This window comes from Streptomyces sp. NPDC045678 (assembly GCF_056432085.1).
This window is the reverse complement of record NZ_JBWKJS010000011.1, coordinates 16587-32035: the sequence shown is the minus strand read 5'-3', so window position 1 is coordinate 32035 and position 15449 is coordinate 16587. Positions and strand designations below refer to the sequence as shown.

Here is a 15449-nt window from a genome sequence, read left to right as displayed (position 1 = left end):
CCTTGCTTATCGCCTGTCACAGCCGCCGCTTAACCAGCGTTTACCAGGCAGGTGTCCCATCTCACCAAGGATTCACCTCTAAACTGTGACGGTTTGCCCGCTTTTATTCAGGTGTGGGCTTTTGGATCGGGTGACGCCCGTCTGCCATAGTCGGGGACACGACCCCCATTGACCCGGGCTCAGGTCGTCCCGGCGGCCGTGGATCACACCCCCATGTCCACGCCGCTTCACGAAGGCCCCCTCGCGCCGACCACGGCAGCCGGGGGCTTTCGCGTATCCCGGCGGATCCCGGGGATCAGCGGTCGGCGGCCCGCATCTCGAACCACGTCGTCTTGCCGCGCGGCAGCAGATCCACACCCCACCGGTCGGAGAGCTTGTCGACGAGGAACAGGCCGCGGCCGCTCAGGTCCATCTCATGGACGGGCAACAGGCAGGGCAGCCCGCGCGACGGATCGCGGACCTCCACCCGGATCCAGCCGCGCCGCCGCTGCATGCGCAGGCCGAAGACGCGGGCGCCGGTGTGCCGCACGGCGTTCCCGACGAGTTCGGAGACGAGGAGGACGACGTCCTCGGTGAGTTTCGGGGAGAGCCCCCAGTGGCGCAGGACCACGACCTGGGCGAGGCGGCGCGCGATGGCGGCGGACTCCGGGCGCGACGGCAGCGGGACCTCCGCGTCCGTGGGATTGCCGAACAACTCGAGCGCCTTCAGCGCGTGTTCGTCCTCAACCGCCGGCGACCAGCGCGCCGCGGTCGCACTGCCGTGCCGCCGCGGCCGTTCGTCACCCTCCAGCCCCGCCATCCCCCCATCATGGCCGCCCAGAGCGCTCTCCGTGGCCGTTCCGGCGGAATAAGCCCCCCGGAACCATCCATTCCGGGGAGCCGGTTTGACATATGCCAGTGGCAGTTAAGAGCCGCTGTAGCGGCCGTGACCTGCGATGACCTCCCGCTTACGCATGATCACTTAAAGCTTTTCGACGGGTGCGCTTAAGGCTCTGTTAAGTCGTCCATAATCCGCCCCATCGAGGGACCCCGCCGCTGACGCCTCTTCAACTTGGCGCATGCACGGCCCAGTTCAGACGAACTTGGCCTTGCCGGGACCCTCCTCCACGAAGCTCCGCATGCCCCGCTCGCGGTCCTCGGTCGCGAACAGACCTGCGAACCACGTCCGTTCGATGGCGAGGCCCGTGTCGATGTCCGTCTCCAGGCCCGCGTCGATCGACTCCTTGGCGGCGCGCAGCGCGATGGCGGGACCCCGCGCCAGCCGCGCGGCCCACGCGTGCGCCTGCTCGTACACCTCGGCTGCGGGCACGACGCGGTCCACCAGACCCATGGTCAGCGCCTCGTCGGCCTTCACGTGGCGGCCGGTGAAGATCAGGTCCTTGGCCTTGGACGGGCCGACGAGCCGGGCCAGGCGCTGGGTGCCGCCCGCGCCGGGGATGACACCGAGCAGGATCTCGGGCTGGCCGAGCTTGGCGTTGTCCGCGGCGATGCGGAAGTCCGCGCAGAGGGCGAGCTCGCAGCCGCCGCCCAGCGCGTAGCCGGTGACGGCGGCGACGACGGGCTTGGGGATGCGGGCCACGGCGGTGAAGGACTCCTGCAGCGCCCCGGAGCGCACGACCATGGCCGCGTGGTCCATGGCCTGCATCTCCTTGATGTCCGCGCCCGCCGCGAACACCTTCTCGCCGCCGTAGATCACCACGGCGCGCACGTCGTCGCGTCGCGCCGCCTCTTCGGCGAGCTCCTTGAGGCGGTCCTGGGTGGCGATGTCCAGGGCGTTCATCGGGGGACGGTCGAGGCGGATCGTGCCGACGCCTTCGGCGACTTCGAGGGTTGCAGTCATGGCAGCAGGTTAACGGGGACTAACGGAACCGGGCCCGGTGCACTTGGTCACAGTGCGCCGGGCCCGGTACGGGAGAGGCGGATTCACCCGCCGGGAAGGCTTAGGCCTTCCACTCCTCCCACGACATGTTCCAGCCGTTGAGGCCGTTGTCCGGCTGGATCTCCTTGTCCGCGGAGTTCTTCACCACGACGACGTCGCCGATGAGCGAGTTGTTGAAGAACCATCCGGCGGGCGTCTTCTTGCTGTAGCCGCCGCGCACGTCGCTCAGGCCTATGCAGCCGTGGCTCGCGTTGGTGTTGCCGAAGGCACCGCCCGACCAGTAGTTGCCGTGGAGGAACGTGCCGGAGGTGGACAGGCGCATGGCGTGCGGGACGTCCTTGATGTCGTACTCGCCGCCGAAGCCGACGGTCTCGCCGTTCATCCGGGTCACCTGCAGCTTCTCGCTGATGACCATCTCGCCGTTGTACGTGGTGGTGCCGGGGGCGCCCGCGGTGATCGGGATCTTCTTGATCTGCTTGCCGTCGCGGACGACCTTCATCTGGTGCGTCTTGGCGTCGACGGTGGAGACCTGGCTCCGGCCGATGGTGAAGTTCAGCGTCTTGGTCTGCTTGCCGTAGACGCCCGGGCGGCCCTCGACGCCGTCGAGGTTGAGCTTGACGGTGACCTTCGTGCCGGCCTTCCAGTACTTCTCCGGGCGGAAGTCGAGGCGGTCGTTGCCGAACCAGTGGCCCTCGACGGGCACGGACGGTTCGGTCTTGATCTGGATGGCCTTCTCGACCGCGTCCGGGTCGGTGATGCCGCGCGTGAAGTTGACCGAGAACGGCATTCCGACGCCGACCTTCGAGCCGTCCTCCGGAGTGAACTGCCCGATGAAGGTGTTCTTCGGGGTCAGTGTCGTGAAGACGGTGTCCTTCGCGGACGCACGGCCCTCGGAGTCCTTGGCCACGGCGTGGACCTTGTACTTCGTCGCGGCCGCGAGATGGTGGGCCGGTGTCCAGCTCGTCCCGCCCGACGTGATCTTGCCGGGGACCGGATTGCCCTTGCCGTCCCGCACCTCGACCTCGGACAGCTTGCCCTTGGCCGCGGCTATCTTCAGGGCGCCGCTGGTGGCCACCGCGTCCGCGCCGTCCTTGGGGGCTATGGTGACGACCGCCGCCGAGGGGGCGTTCTTGTCCGCCTCGCCCTTGCCGTCACCGTCGCCCGAGTCCGAACCCCCGCCGCACGCCGCGACGAACAGCAGCGTCGCCCCGGACACCGCCGCCGTCAGAGTTCTGGCGCCCCGCCGTCGCGCGCGCACGCGCGCGCCAACCGACGTCCCCGATATCGGTCGCCCGTTCACGATCTCGTCTCCCCTCGCACGGCCTGTTCCAGGCCCGCACCCCAGTGCACCTGCGCGTTTCGGACACGCGCAAGCGATAGATAACCACACGGTTCCCGGCGAACAGTCCCCGCCAATGTCACCGTTCAGTTCCAACTGTCCCGGGGGTGCGGGCAGACCATGATCACCCGGTGGTCACGCGGTGGTCACCCGGCGATCATCCAGGGGATCAGGCGTTCTTCACCCAGTCCTTCCATTCCATGTTCCAGCCGCCGAGGCCGTTGTCAGGAGCGACTTTCTTGTCATTGCTGTTGATCACTTCGACGACGTCCCCGATGAGGCTCCGGTCGAAGAACCAGCCCGCGGGCGTGCGTGAGCTGCCGCCCTTCACATCGCGCAGGCCCACGCAGCCATGGCTGACATTGGTGTTGCCAGGGGCGTCCGGCGACCAGTAGTTGCCGTGCAGGAAGGTGCCGGAGGTCGTGAGGCGCATGGCGTGCGGGACGTCGGGGATGTCGTACTCGCCGCCGAAGCCGACGGTGCGGCTGTTCATGCGGGTCACCTCGAGCATCTCCGTCACCACCATCTTCCCGTTGTACGTGGTGGTCTTGGGGGCGCCCGCGGTGATCGGCACGGTGGAGAGCAGCTCGCCGTCCCTGCGTACCTCCATGGTGTGCTCGGCGGCGTCGACGAGGGACTGCTGGTCGCGGCCGACGGTGAAGGTGAAGCTCTTGTCCTGGAGGCCGTAGACGCCGGGGGCCGCCTGGACGTCGCGCAGGCGCAGGCCGACGGTGACCTTCGTGCCGGGCTTCCAGTACTTCTCGGGGCGGAAGTCGACGCGGCTCTTGCCGAACCAGTGCGGGCGGATGTCGACGTCCGGGTGCGCGGTGACGCGGATGGCGCGCTGGACGGCCCCGCGGTTCTCGATCTCCCGGTTGAACTCCAGGGAGACGATCATGCCGGTGCCGACGGTGGCGCGGTTCTCCGGTGCCACGTATCCGATGAAGCGCTCGTCGGGGACGTACGTGCGGAAGGTGGTGTGCCGGGCCGAGCGGCGGCCGTGGCCGTCCGTGGCGACGGCGTCGACCTCGTACGTGGCGGCCAGCGCGAGCGGCCCCCGGTCGAGGGGGCGCCACGTCATGCCGTCCTCGTCGATGCGGCCCGGTACGTCGAACTCCTGCGCGTCCTGCGTCCGGACGACCTTCACCGACTCGAGGCGGCCGTCCGGGACCTTCACCTCCAGGTGTTCGTCCGCCTTGACACCCTTGCTGTCGTCGTCGGGTGACACCCGGATCGCGTCCGCCGACGAGCGGGGCTTCCCCATCAGTCCGTCGACCCCTCCGGAGGAGCAGCCCGCGAGCAGCCCCGCCCATGTCAGTACCGCGGCCAGCGCGGCCCCTGCGCGCCGTGCGCGCCTCGCATCCTGATTCACGTGGGTCCCAACGACCGTCCCCCTGCCGGGGAAACGTGAGTGCGACGCGTGCGGTGGGCAGAACCATGGGGAGGACGACGCTTGGGGAGCCGCGGCCGGGACGCCGCACGCCCTTCTTCGCGCGTCGACCGACGGAGCCGCGGGAGGCCGACAGGTGGCGAGCGCACCCGAGCAAGAGGCAGTGCAGCAGGCGCGGGCGATGGGGCGCGACACGACGGAGCGGCCCGCGCCGGCATTGAACGGGAACAGGAGGGCGGCGACCCGCGCGGCGCCGACGCGACCCGTGTGGCCGGGGGCGCCGACGCCGCTCGGGGCACGCTTCCGGGTCGGGCCCGACGGGGTCGCGGGCACCAACTTCGCACTGTGGGCGGGCGGGGCGGAGGCGGTGGAGCTCTGTCTGTTCGACGACGGGCAGGTGGAGACGCGCTGTCCGCTGACCGAGCTGACACACGAGATATGGCACGGTTTCGTGCCGGGCGTGCGGCCGGGGCAGCGGTACGGCTACCGCGTGCACGGCCGCTGGGACCCGTGGACGGGCGCCCGCTGGAATCCGGCGAAGCTGCTCCTCGATCCGTACGCGCGGGCGGTGGACGGCGGCCCGGGGCTCGACTACGGATCGCTGCCCGCCGAGGTGTACGGGCATGTGCGGGACTGGCCGCAGCAGCATGTGGCGGACACGGTCCGCGACGACCGTGACTCGGCGCCGTACGTCCCGAAGGGCGTGGTGGTGCACGACGACGCGCCGGACGACGAGTGGACCGACGACCGCAGGCCGAAGACGCCGTGGGCGGACTCGGTCATCTACGAACTGCACGTGCGCGGCTTCACCAAGCTCCATCCGGGGGTGCCCGAGGAACTGCGCGGCACGTACGCGGGGCTGGCGCACCCGGCGGCGCTCGACCATCTCGTACGGCTCGGGGTGACGGCGGTCGAGCTGCTGCCGGTGCACCAGTTCGCGCACGAGGACCATCTGCTGCGGCGGGGGCTGCGCAACTACTGGGGCTACAACTCGATCGGCTACTTCGCGCCGCACGCGGCCTACGCGGCGTCCGGGACGCGCGGCGAGCAGGTCGGTGAGTTCCGGCGGATGGTGCGGGCGCTGCACGAGGCCGGCATCGAGGTGATCCTGGACGTCGTCTACAACCACACGGCGGAGGCCGGGGAGCTCGGCCCGATGCTGTCCTTGAAGGGCATCGACAACCGCGGCTACTACCGGCTCCAGCAGAACGACGCGCGGCGGTACGCGGACTACACCGGCTGCGGGAACACGCTCCAGGTCGTCCAGCCGCACGTGCTGCGCCTGATCACCGACTCGCTGCGGTACTGGGTCTCCGAGATGGGGGTGGACGGGTTCCGGTTCGATCTGGCGGCGGCGCTGGCGCGCTCCTTCCACGACGTCGACATGCTGTCGCCGTTCCTCGCGGTGATCGCGCAGGATCCGGTGCTGCGGCGCGTGAAGCTGATCGCCGAGCCGTGGGACGTGGGGTCCGGCGGCTATCAGGTGGGGGCCTTCCCCCCGCTGTGGACGGAGTGGAACGACCGCTACCGGGGTGCGGTGCGGGACTTCTGGCGGGGCGCGCTGCCGGACGTACGGGATCTGGGATACCGGTTGTCGGGGTCGAGCGATCTGTACGCGTGGGGCGGGCGCAGGCCGTACGCGTCGGTGAACTTCGTGACGGCGCACGACGGTTTCACGCTGCGGGACCTGGTGAGTTACGAGCGGAAGCACAACGAGGCCAACGGCGAGGGCAACCGGGACGGCTCCGACGACAACCGGGCGTGGAACTGCGGCGCCGAGGGCGAGAGCGACGACGCGGACGTCACGGCGCTGCGCAGGCGCCAGCTGCGCAACCTGATGACGACGCTGCTGCTGTCCACCGGTGTGCCGATGCTGGTCGCGGGCGACGAGATGGGCCGCACGCAGGGCGGCTCCAACAACGCGTACTGCCAGGACAACGAGATCAGCTGGGTCGACTGGGGGCTCAGGGAGGAGCCGGGCTGGCGGGAGCTGTTCGCGCTCACGTCCCGCCTCATCGAGCTCAGGCACCGGCATCCGGTGCTGCGCAGGCGGGCGTTCTTCTCCGGGCGCGCGCACTCCGCGGACGGGCTGCGGGACCTGGCCTGGTTCACGGCGGGCGGCGGGGAGATGACGGAGGCGGACTGGTACGCGCCCAGGGCGACGCTCGGCATGTATCTGTCGGGGCGCGACATACCCGGCAGGGACGCGCGGGGCGCGCCGGTCGTCGACGAGAGTTTCCTCGCGGTGCTGCACGCGGACGGGGAGCCGTCGGCATTCGTGCTGCCGGGTCCGCCGTGGGCGGACGCGTACGAGGTGGTGGTGGATACATCCCTGGAGGACCAGGCCACGCCGCCCGGCACGGTGCACCGGGCGGGCGAGACGGTGACGGTGCCGGGGAGGTCGGTGCTGCTGCTGCGGGTGACCACCTGACACCGGTGCTGTCGCGGGGCCCCGAAATATGCGCGCGCTTGGTCCGTACCTATGTCTTGCCCCTGCTCTTGGGTGACCCCAAGCTCGCCTTATGGACCTGGAGTTGCGGCACCTCAAGACGATCCGGGCGATCGCCGACGCGGGCAGCCTGACCAAGGCCGCCACCGCGCTCGGGCTCGCCCAGCCCGCCCTGAGCGCGCAGTTGAAGAGGATCGAGCGCGCCCTGGGCGGCCCGCTCTTCGAGCGGGGGCGGCACGGGGTGCGGGCCACGGCGCTCGGCGAGTTCGTGCTCGCGCGGGCCCGGGTGGTCCTGCCCGCGGTGAGCGGGCTGCGGGAGGAGGCGCAGCGGTTCGTACGGGCGTGGGAGGGCGGGGCGGGGTTCCGGCTCGGCGGCATCCACGGGCCGCTGCTCGGGGCGCTGGTGGACCGGCTCGCCGCGGCGTACCCGGGGGTGCCGGTGTCGACGCACACCTCGTGGTCGGAGCGGGAACTCGCGTCCCGTACGGCGGAGGGCCGCCTCGACTTCGCGCTGGTCGGCACGTGCGGGGCGAGCGCGCCGCCGGAGAGCGAACTCCTCGTGTGGCGCGAGGTGGCCCGTGATCCGGTCTTCGTCATGCTGCCCACCTCCCATCCGCTGGCGGGCGTCCAGGAGATCGACCTCTCGCTGCTGGCGGACGAGGCGTGGACGGACGTGCCGGGCGACGGGTGTTTCGCGGACTGTTTCTCGGCGGCGTGCGCGCGGGCGGGGTTCACGCCGTCGCGCGTGTACGAGACGGATGTCGCGTCGTGCGTGCATCTGGTGCAGGTGGGGCGGGCGGTGGGGCTCTGCCGGGCGACGTTCCCGCCGACGCCGGGCCTGGTGACCAGGCCGCTCACCGGGGCGCCGCTGTACTGGCGGCACCTGCTGGGCTGGCATCCGGCGGCGCCGGCCCACGACACGGCGGCGGCGGTCTTCGCGCAGGCCCGCGCGGCGCACGCGGAGGCGGCGGCGCGCAGCGAGAGCTATACGGCCTGGCTCTCGGCGCCCTCGCCGCCGTCTCCGTGACCCGATGACGCACGGGCGGTCCATAACGTCGGCGTACGGGGTCGAATGACAGCTCCTCGGGGGCTGTTGAGAGTTCTACCGTGTGGGCGATCCCCGCTCGTCCTTGGCACCACGAGGAGACCTCGTATGCTCCCCACCCATCACAGACGTGTCGCCGCCGCGTGTGCCGCGGTCACCGCTGCCGGTGCGCTGGTCTTCGCCGGTCTGCCCGGCGCCGCGTCCGCTTCCCCCTCCTCCTCCCCCGCTTCCCTCTCCTCTCCCCGGCTCTCCCCCGCCGAGAGCGCCGCCGTCGGCAAGACCTCTCCCGGAGTCTTGAAGGCCATGCAGCGCGACCTCGGCCTCACGTCGGCGCAGGCCGAGGCCCGTCTGGTCAACGAGGCCGAGGCCGGCGCCGTCGCGGGAGCCCTGCGGAACGCGCTCGGCCGTGACTTCGCGGGTGCCTGGGTGCACGGCGCCACCTCCGCGAAGCTCACCGTGGCGACGACCGACGCCGCCGACGTCCCCAGGATCGAGGCGCGGGGCGCGCGGGCCGCGGTCGTCGGCCACTCGGTCGCGCGGCTGGACGCGGCCAAGGCCCGTCTCGACCGCGCGGCGAAGAGGACGGCGACGCGTGACGCGCCGGTCTGGTACGTCGACGTGCGCTCCAACGCGGTCGTCGTGCGGGCCGTGCGGACGTCCGCCGCGAAGTCCCTCGTCGAGGCGGCGGGCGTGGACTCCTCCCTCGTACGCGTGGAGCGGACGGCGGAGCGACCGCGGCCGCTGTACGACCTGGTGGGCGGCGAGGCGTACTACATGGGTGGCCGCTGCTCCATCGGCTTCCCGATCACCAAGGGCACCCAGCAGGGCTTCGCCACGGCCGGTCACTGCGGGCGCGCCGGCACCGCGACCACCGGCTACAACCAGGTGGCCCAGGGCTCGTTCCAGGCGTCGGTCTTCCCCGGGAACGACATGGCCTGGGTCGCCACGAACACGCAGTGGACCGCCACCCCGTACGTGAAGGGCCAGGGCGGCCAGCGGGTCGGCGTCGGGGGCTCGACGCAGTCCCCGGTGGGTGCGTCGATCTGCCGGTCGGGCTCCACTACGGGGTGGCACTGCGGCACCATCTCGCAGCACAACACGAGCGTCACCTACCCCGAGGGCACCATCAGCGGCGTGACGCGGACGACGGTCTGCGCGGAGCCCGGCGACTCGGGCGGCTCCTACATATCGGGTAGCCAGGCGCAGGGCGTCACCTCGGGCGGTTCGGGCAACTGCTCCAGCGGCGGTACGACGTACCACCAGCCGATCAACCCGCTGCTCCAGCGGTTCGGTCTGACGCTGAAGACCACCGGCGGCGGTGAGGACCCGGGTCCTGGCGAGCCGGAGCCGGGCGGCACGTGGGCCGCGGGCAAGGTGTACGCGGCCGGTGACTCCGTCACGTACGGCGGGAGCACCTACCGCTGCCTCCAGGGCCACCAGGCGCAGCCGGGCTGGGAGCCGCCGAACACGCCGGCGCTCTGGCAGCAGGCGTAACGCCCGCGGGCCTGCCGGTCAGGCGCTGAGGATGCCGCGGTTGTACGCCGTCGCGACGGCCGCGGCACGGTCCTTGACGCCGAGCTTGCCGTAGATGTGGGTGAGGTGCGTCTTGACCGTGGCCTCGCTGATGAAGAGTTCCGCGGCGATCTCACGGTTCGACGTGCCCCTGGCGACGAGCGCGAGCACTTCCCTCTCACGGGTGCTCAGCGGTTCGTTGCCGGGGGCACGCACGCGTGAGACGAGGCGGGACGCGACGGCGGGCGAGAGGACGGTGCGTCCTTCGGCGGCGGCGCGGACCGCGGTGAACAGTTCGTCGCGCGGGGCGTCCTTGAGCAGGTAGCCGGTGGCGCCCGCCTCGATCGCGGGGAGCGTGTCGGAGTCGGTGTCGTACGTGGTGAGGAGCCGATCGGTTGATGCCGGGCTACGACCCCGTGGGCCGTGCGGCACACCTCCGGCCCCGCTCGTGGGCCTGGACGCGGCGCCCGCGCGTCCCGGTGTCCGCGCACCGGGTGAAGTGGTCGACGAGGACCCTGCGCCTGACGGTGTCGCGCCCGCCCCCGGGGTGGTCGTCGGCGTCCGCGACGACCAGGATGCGGTGCTTGCGCAGCATCGCCTTCCGTATGTCCCTGGACGCCTTCTCCCTGCCCTGGAGCGAGCGGGAGGCGGCGGGGCTCCCGGCAGGGGTGAGGACGTCGTCGACGCGGCTCTGCGGCGTGCGCGGGTCGAACTGGAGCGGCGGCAGGACGGCGGAGGCGGCCAGGGTGAGGCCCAGGCAGACGGCGGCCAGGATGGCGATTGTGGTGGTCGGCGCGCTCGGCTGCCGGTCCACCGGCTGCCGTTTCACCGGCTGCCGTTGCGTCGGCTGGGCGAGGGCATGACGGAGCTCCGCGTGGCGTGAAGGGGTGGGCGGCGACCGGGACGCCGGGCTGTCGCCGGTCGGCCGCGATCACGGTTCACACGCTAGGCAGCCGCACGATGAAGGGCGTCACCTGCGATGACGAGGCGCCGGCTCCGTCGCGGGAGTGACGCGGGACCGGCATCGGCCTCGGGGAGTAGCACTTCCGTACCCACTGCCGTACCCGCTTCCGCACCCGTGGCGTGTCCGCGGACTTGGGCGCAGGCCCTAGGTCCAGCGCAGTACCGCGTACCGTCCAAAACTCGGTGGGCTCTGTCAGTGGCGATCCGTAGGCTCGCTCCTGATGCCAAAATCAGATGCCCCTGCCAAGGATCGGTCCGCCGTACGGACGCTGATGCGCCTCTGGCCGTACGTGCGCCCGGTCCGAACTCGCCTCATCACCGCGGCGGTTGTCGCGGTCATCGCCTCCTGCACGGGGCTCGTCTTCCCCCTCGTGCTCAAGTGGATGGTGGACGGCCCGGTGGCCGACCGGGATCCGACGGGGGTGTGGCTGGGAGCCCTGCTGCTGCTTCTGCTCGGCGTCACGGAGGCGCTGCTGTTCGGGCTGCGGCGGTGGCTGGTCGCCCGGCCGCTCGCGAGCGTGGAGGCGGCGATGCGGGCGGACCTCTTCCGCCATCTGCAGCGGCTCCCGGTGGCCTTCCACGACCGGTGGGCGTCCGGCCAGCTGCTGTCGCGCGGCACGACCGACCTGATGCTGCTGCGCATGTTCCTCGCGTTCCCGCTGACGTTCCTGCTGGTCAATGGGGCGACGATCGTGGTGGGCGTGATCATCCTGCTGGGGCAGGACTTCGCGCTCGGGCTCGTGCTGCTCGCCCCCGTGGTGCCGATGGTCATCGCGACGGCGTACTTCGAGGGGCGGTACGCCGCCGTGGCGCGGCAGGCGCAGGACCAGGTCGGCGATCTGACGACGGTCGTCGAGGAGAGCGTGCTCGGCATCCGCATCATCAAGGGCTTCGGCCGCCACCGCAGCCAGGCGCGGGCGTTCCGCGAGCTGTCGCACACGCTGCGCGGCACCGAGATGGCCAAGGCGCGGCTGCTCGCCGCGATCTGGGCCGTGATCGTGACGCTGCCCGAGATCGCCATCGGGGCGGCGCTGGTGCTCGGCACGGTGCGGGTCGCGGACGGCGGGCTCTCGGCCGGCACGCTGGTCGCCTTCCTGTCGACGGCGCTCGCCCTGCGCTGGCCCGTGGAGTCGATCGGTTTCCTGCTCGCCATGAGCCAGGAGTCGGCGACGGCCACGGAGCGGTACTTCGAGGTGATGGACGCGGAGCCGGAGAGCGGGACGGGGACCGCGGCGCGGAAGGGGGACGCCGAGGACCACCCCGGTGACGGACTGCGCTTCCACGACGTCGAGTTCAGGTACCCGGACGCCGCGGCGGACGCCCCCGCCGTCCTCTCCCACGTCGATCTGCACGTACGCCGCGGCGAGACCATGGCGCTCGTCGGCGCGACCGGCAGCGGCAAGACGACGCTCACCGCGCTGGTGCCCCGGTTGCACGAGGTGACCGGCGGACGCATCACGCTGGACGGCGAGGACATCACCGCGATGGACCGCGCTCACCTGCGCACGCTCGTGGCCGTCGCCTTCGAGGAGCCCACCCTGTTCTCCGCCACGGTCGGCGAGAACGTCCTGATGGGTGCCGAGGAGAGCGCCGGTGACGCCGAGCTGGCCCGCGCGCTCGACGTGGCGCAGGCCGGATTCGCGCACGCCCTGCCGCAGGGCACCGGCACGCAGGTCGGGGAGCAGGGCCTGAGCCTCTCCGGTGGCCAGCGCCAGCGTCTCGCCCTGGCCCGCGCGGTGGTCGGCCGCCCGCGCTTCCTGGTCCTCGACGACCCGCTGTCCGCCCTCGACGTCCACACGGAGGCGCTGGTGGAGGCGGCGCTGCGGAGGGTCCTCGCGGACACCACCGCGCTCGTCGTCGCCCACCGTCCTTCCACGGTGCTGCTCGCCGACCGGGTCGCCCTGCTGTCGGGCGGCCGCGTCGCCGCGGTCGGCACGCACCAGGAACTCCTGCGGAACAACGCGGAGTACGCGTGGCTGATGTCGGGCGCCGAGAACATGGCGGACCCGCCGCCCACACCCCCGCCCGCCACGCCCGCCCCACCCACCGGCCCCGCGACCGGCCCAGCCACCGGACACCCCACCGAGGAGGCCGCCCGATGACCGTGCCCTCATCCGTACGGGAGAAGCCCTTCGACCCCGAGGAACCCGAGCAGCCCGACGAACCCGATCTCCCCGGCGGGCCGTCCGCCGAGCCGGACGACCCGTTCGACAAGGACGAGCTGCCCGCGCCCCCGGGCGCCACCCGCGCCCTGCTGCTCTCGCTGCTCTCACCGCTGCGCCGGCGCGTCGTGCTCGCCGCCGTACTGCTCCTCGTACAGCAGGCCGTCGTGCAGGCGGGACCGCTGCTCGTCGCGTACGCCATCGACCGCGGCGTGCCCGCGGTGCGCGCCGACGACTACGGCCCGCTGATCGCCGTCGCCGCCGGCTACCTGTGCTGCGCCGCCGCGGGCGGCGCCCTCCAGTACGCGTTCATCATCGCCTCCGCACGCGTCAACCAGGACGTCCTGCTCGACCTGCGCGGCCGCATCTTCCGGCACGCGCAGGCGCTCAGCGTCGACTTCCACGAGCGGTACACCTCGGGACGGCTCATCTCCCGCTCCACCACCGACGTCGAGTCGCTGCGCGAGCTGCTCAGCGAGGGACTGCAGGAACTCCTCACGGTCATCCTGTCCTTCGTCTACATCTCGGCGATGCTGCTCTGGCTCGACCTGGGCCTGGGCGCGGTGGCGGTCGCCTCCTTCATCCCGCTGTACCTGCTCATCCGCCTCTACCAGCGGCGCGCCGGCGTCATGTTCCGCCACCGGTCGACCGCGATAGCCGCCGTCATCGTGAAGTTCGCGGAGACCATGAACGGCATCCGGCCGGTGCGCGCCTTCCGCAGGGAGCGGGCCAACGACGCGGACTTCGGCGTGCTCAACCACCGGCACGAGCGGACCAACGGCGACGCGATGCTGGAGATGGCCCGCTACGTCGTCGGCTCGCGGCTCGTCGCCAACACCGCGGTGGCCGCGATCGTGCTGTGGGGCGCCCACCGGGTCGCCGACGGCGGGCTCGCGCTCGGCGTGCTGGCCGCGGCGGTGCTGTACCTGCGGCGCCTGTACGACCCGATCGACCGCCTCGGCATGTTCCTCAACTCCTACCAGTCCGCGGCCGCGTCCCTGGAGAAGGTCGCGGGGCTGCTCGCCCAGACCCCGACCGTGCCCGAGCCGGACGCGTCCACGGCGCGCCCGCTGCCGGTCCTGGAGTCCGGTCACCCGGGTCGCGAAGTCCGCTTCGAGGGCGTGCGGTTCGCCTACCGCACGGGCGGCGAGATCCTGCCCCGCTTCGACCTCACGCTGCCCGCGGGGCAGACCGTGGCGGTGGTCGGCTCGACAGGCGCGGGCAAGTCGACGCTGGCGAAACTGCTCGCCCGCTTCTACGACCCGACGGAGGGCGGCGTCCTCCTGGACGGCGTCGACCTGCGCGAACTCGCCCTCGCCGAGCTGCGGCGCGGGGTCGTCATGGTGACGCAGGAGGCGTTCCTGTTCTCCGGGACCGTGGCGGAGAACATCGCGATCGGCCGCCCGGAGGCCACCCGCGAGGACATCGAGCGCGCGGCGAAGGCCATCGGCGCCCACGACTTCATCACGTCGCTCCCCGACGGTTACGACACGGACGTACGCAAGCGGGGCGGCCGGATCTCCGCGGGCCAGCGGCAGCTGGTCGCGTTCGCCCGCGCACTGCTCGCCGACCCGGCGGTGCTGATCCTCGACGAGGCGACGAGTTCCCTGGACATCCCCGGCGAGCGTGCGGTGCAGCGCGCCATGCACACAGTGCTGCGCGGCCGCACGGCCGTGGTCATCGCCCACCGCCTGTCCACGGTGGAGATCGCCGACCGGGTGCTGGTCATGGAACACGGCCGCATCGTGGAGGACGGCACGCCCGACGAACTCATCGCGGGCACGGGCGCGTTCGCGGAGCTGCACCGGGCGTGGCGCGAGAGTGTGGTGAGCTGACGTCATGAGCGACGAGGCGAGCACTGACATGCGGGTGGGACCGACGGGGGCCGCCGAGGTGGTCACCATCCCGGCGAGCCATCAGGGGTATCCGGGGGTCGCCTTCGGCGGGTACGTCGCCGGGCTGCTCGCCGCACACGCCTCGGCCGGTACGGTCCGGGTGGACTTCCGGGCCGCGACGCCCGTGGACACACCGCTGCGGCTGGCCGAAGCGGACGGCGGCGGCGCCCGGTTGACGGGCGAGTCGGGCACGGTGCTCGCGACGGCGACACCCGTCCCCGGCCTGCCCGTCTCCGGCGCACCGGACGCGCCGTCCTGGGAACAGGCAGCGGCGGCGGCCGAGGCGTTCCTGGCGGCCGGGCCGACGGGGCTCGCCGCGGACGGAACCGTGGTCGACTGCTTCGGCTGCGGACCGCGCCCGCCGGGCCGTGGCCTGCGCCAGTGCTGCATGCCGGTGCCCGGCCGTGACGTGGTGGCGACGGCGTGGACGACGCACCCCGCCTTCGCGGACGCGCGGGGACTGATGCGCACCGAGCTGCTCTGGGCCGTCCTCGACTGTCCGACGGCCTGGGCGGGCGTGCACGTCGGATCCATCCGTCCCGGCGCGGTCACGGCCTCTCTCACGGCGAGCCTGCTGCGCCCCGTGGCCGCGGGTGAGGACCACATCACGTACGCCTGGCCGGTCTCGTCGGCGGGCCGGAAGCACACGATGGGCGCGGCGGTGACGACGGCGCGGGGCGAACTGTGCGCGGTGGGCGAGGCGTTGTGGATCGATCCGCGGGAGGGGTCCGGGACCCGCGGAAGCTGACCGATCGGCAGCAATGGGGATATCTCGTGTCTCCCGCCCCCATGCGCCACAGGACTGGACCACCAGC

At 71.9% G+C, this 15449-nt stretch carries 11 protein-coding genes and 1 pseudogene; 6 read left to right on the top strand and 6 right to left on the bottom strand.

Annotated features, from left to right (window positions below):
- Positions 1-295 precede the first annotated feature (295 nt).
- From AC07DO_RS32940 to AC07DO_RS32925, 4 genes are all read right to left on the bottom strand, one after another.
- On the bottom strand, positions 296-799 hold the full coding sequence (locus AC07DO_RS32940; RefSeq protein ID WP_150186326.1) for an ATP-binding protein: 504 nt from the start codon (positions 797-799) through the stop codon (positions 296-298).
- A gap of 273 nt (positions 800-1072) precedes the next feature.
- Positions 1073-1840 (bottom strand): enoyl-CoA hydratase/isomerase family protein, encoded by a 768-nt coding sequence (locus AC07DO_RS32935; protein ID WP_268773574.1) that lies wholly within the window; start codon positions 1838-1840, stop codon positions 1073-1075.
- 100 nt (positions 1841-1940) lie between these two features.
- Complete coding sequence (locus tag AC07DO_RS32930; protein WP_479064950.1) at positions 1941-3179, bottom strand: L,D-transpeptidase; 1239 nt, start codon at positions 3177-3179, stop codon at positions 1941-1943.
- A 208-nt stretch (positions 3180-3387) separates the two neighbouring features.
- Complete coding sequence (locus tag AC07DO_RS32925) at positions 3388-4590, bottom strand: L,D-transpeptidase (protein ID WP_479064948.1); 1203 nt, start codon at positions 4588-4590, stop codon at positions 3388-3390.
- Between the two features lie 154 nt (positions 4591-4744).
- On the opposite strand from AC07DO_RS32925, the gene glgX reads away from it, so the two are divergent.
- The 3 genes from glgX (at position 4745) to AC07DO_RS32910 (ending at position 9596) form a co-directional block, all read left to right on the top strand.
- On the top strand, positions 4745-7039 hold the full coding sequence (glgX, locus tag AC07DO_RS32920; RefSeq protein WP_479064946.1) for a glycogen debranching protein GlgX: 2295 nt from the start codon (positions 4745-4747) through the stop codon (positions 7037-7039).
- A 91-nt stretch (positions 7040-7130) separates the two neighbouring features.
- Entirely contained in the window at positions 7131-8084 is a 954-nt protein-coding gene (locus AC07DO_RS32915; RefSeq protein WP_479064944.1) for a LysR family transcriptional regulator, read from the top strand.
- Positions 8085-8210: 126 nt separating this feature from the next.
- Positions 8211-9596, top strand: coding sequence for a carbohydrate-binding protein (locus AC07DO_RS32910; RefSeq protein ID WP_479064942.1), 1386 nt, complete (start codon positions 8211-8213; stop codon positions 9594-9596).
- Positions 9597-9614: 18 nt separating this feature from the next.
- Here the strand turns inward: AC07DO_RS32910 and AC07DO_RS32905 are convergent.
- Positions 9615-10001, bottom strand: a pseudogene (locus AC07DO_RS32905) (LuxR C-terminal-related transcriptional regulator); the annotation flags it as partial.
- A gap of 19 nt (positions 10002-10020) precedes the next feature.
- A complete protein-coding gene (locus tag AC07DO_RS32900; RefSeq protein ID WP_479064941.1) occupies positions 10021-10443 on the bottom strand; it encodes a hypothetical protein in 423 nt (140 codons plus the stop codon).
- A gap of 355 nt (positions 10444-10798) precedes the next feature.
- On the opposite strand from AC07DO_RS32900, the gene AC07DO_RS32895 reads away from it, so the two are divergent.
- From AC07DO_RS32895 to AC07DO_RS32885, 3 genes are read left to right on the top strand one after another with little or no spacing between them, the layout of a single operon-like run.
- Positions 10799-12679, top strand: a complete 1881-nt coding sequence (locus AC07DO_RS32895) for an ABC transporter ATP-binding protein (RefSeq protein WP_479064939.1) — start codon at positions 10799-10801, stop codon at positions 12677-12679.
- On the top strand, positions 12676-14574 hold the full coding sequence (locus tag AC07DO_RS32890) for an ABC transporter ATP-binding protein (RefSeq protein WP_479064937.1): 1899 nt from the start codon (positions 12676-12678) through the stop codon (positions 14572-14574). Before AC07DO_RS32895 ends, AC07DO_RS32890 begins: the two co-directional genes overlap by 4 nt.
- 4 nt (positions 14575-14578) lie before the next feature.
- Positions 14579-15382, top strand: a complete 804-nt coding sequence (locus tag AC07DO_RS32885) for a PaaI family thioesterase (RefSeq protein WP_479064935.1) — start codon at positions 14579-14581, stop codon at positions 15380-15382.
- Positions 15383-15449: the final 67 nt, after the last annotated feature.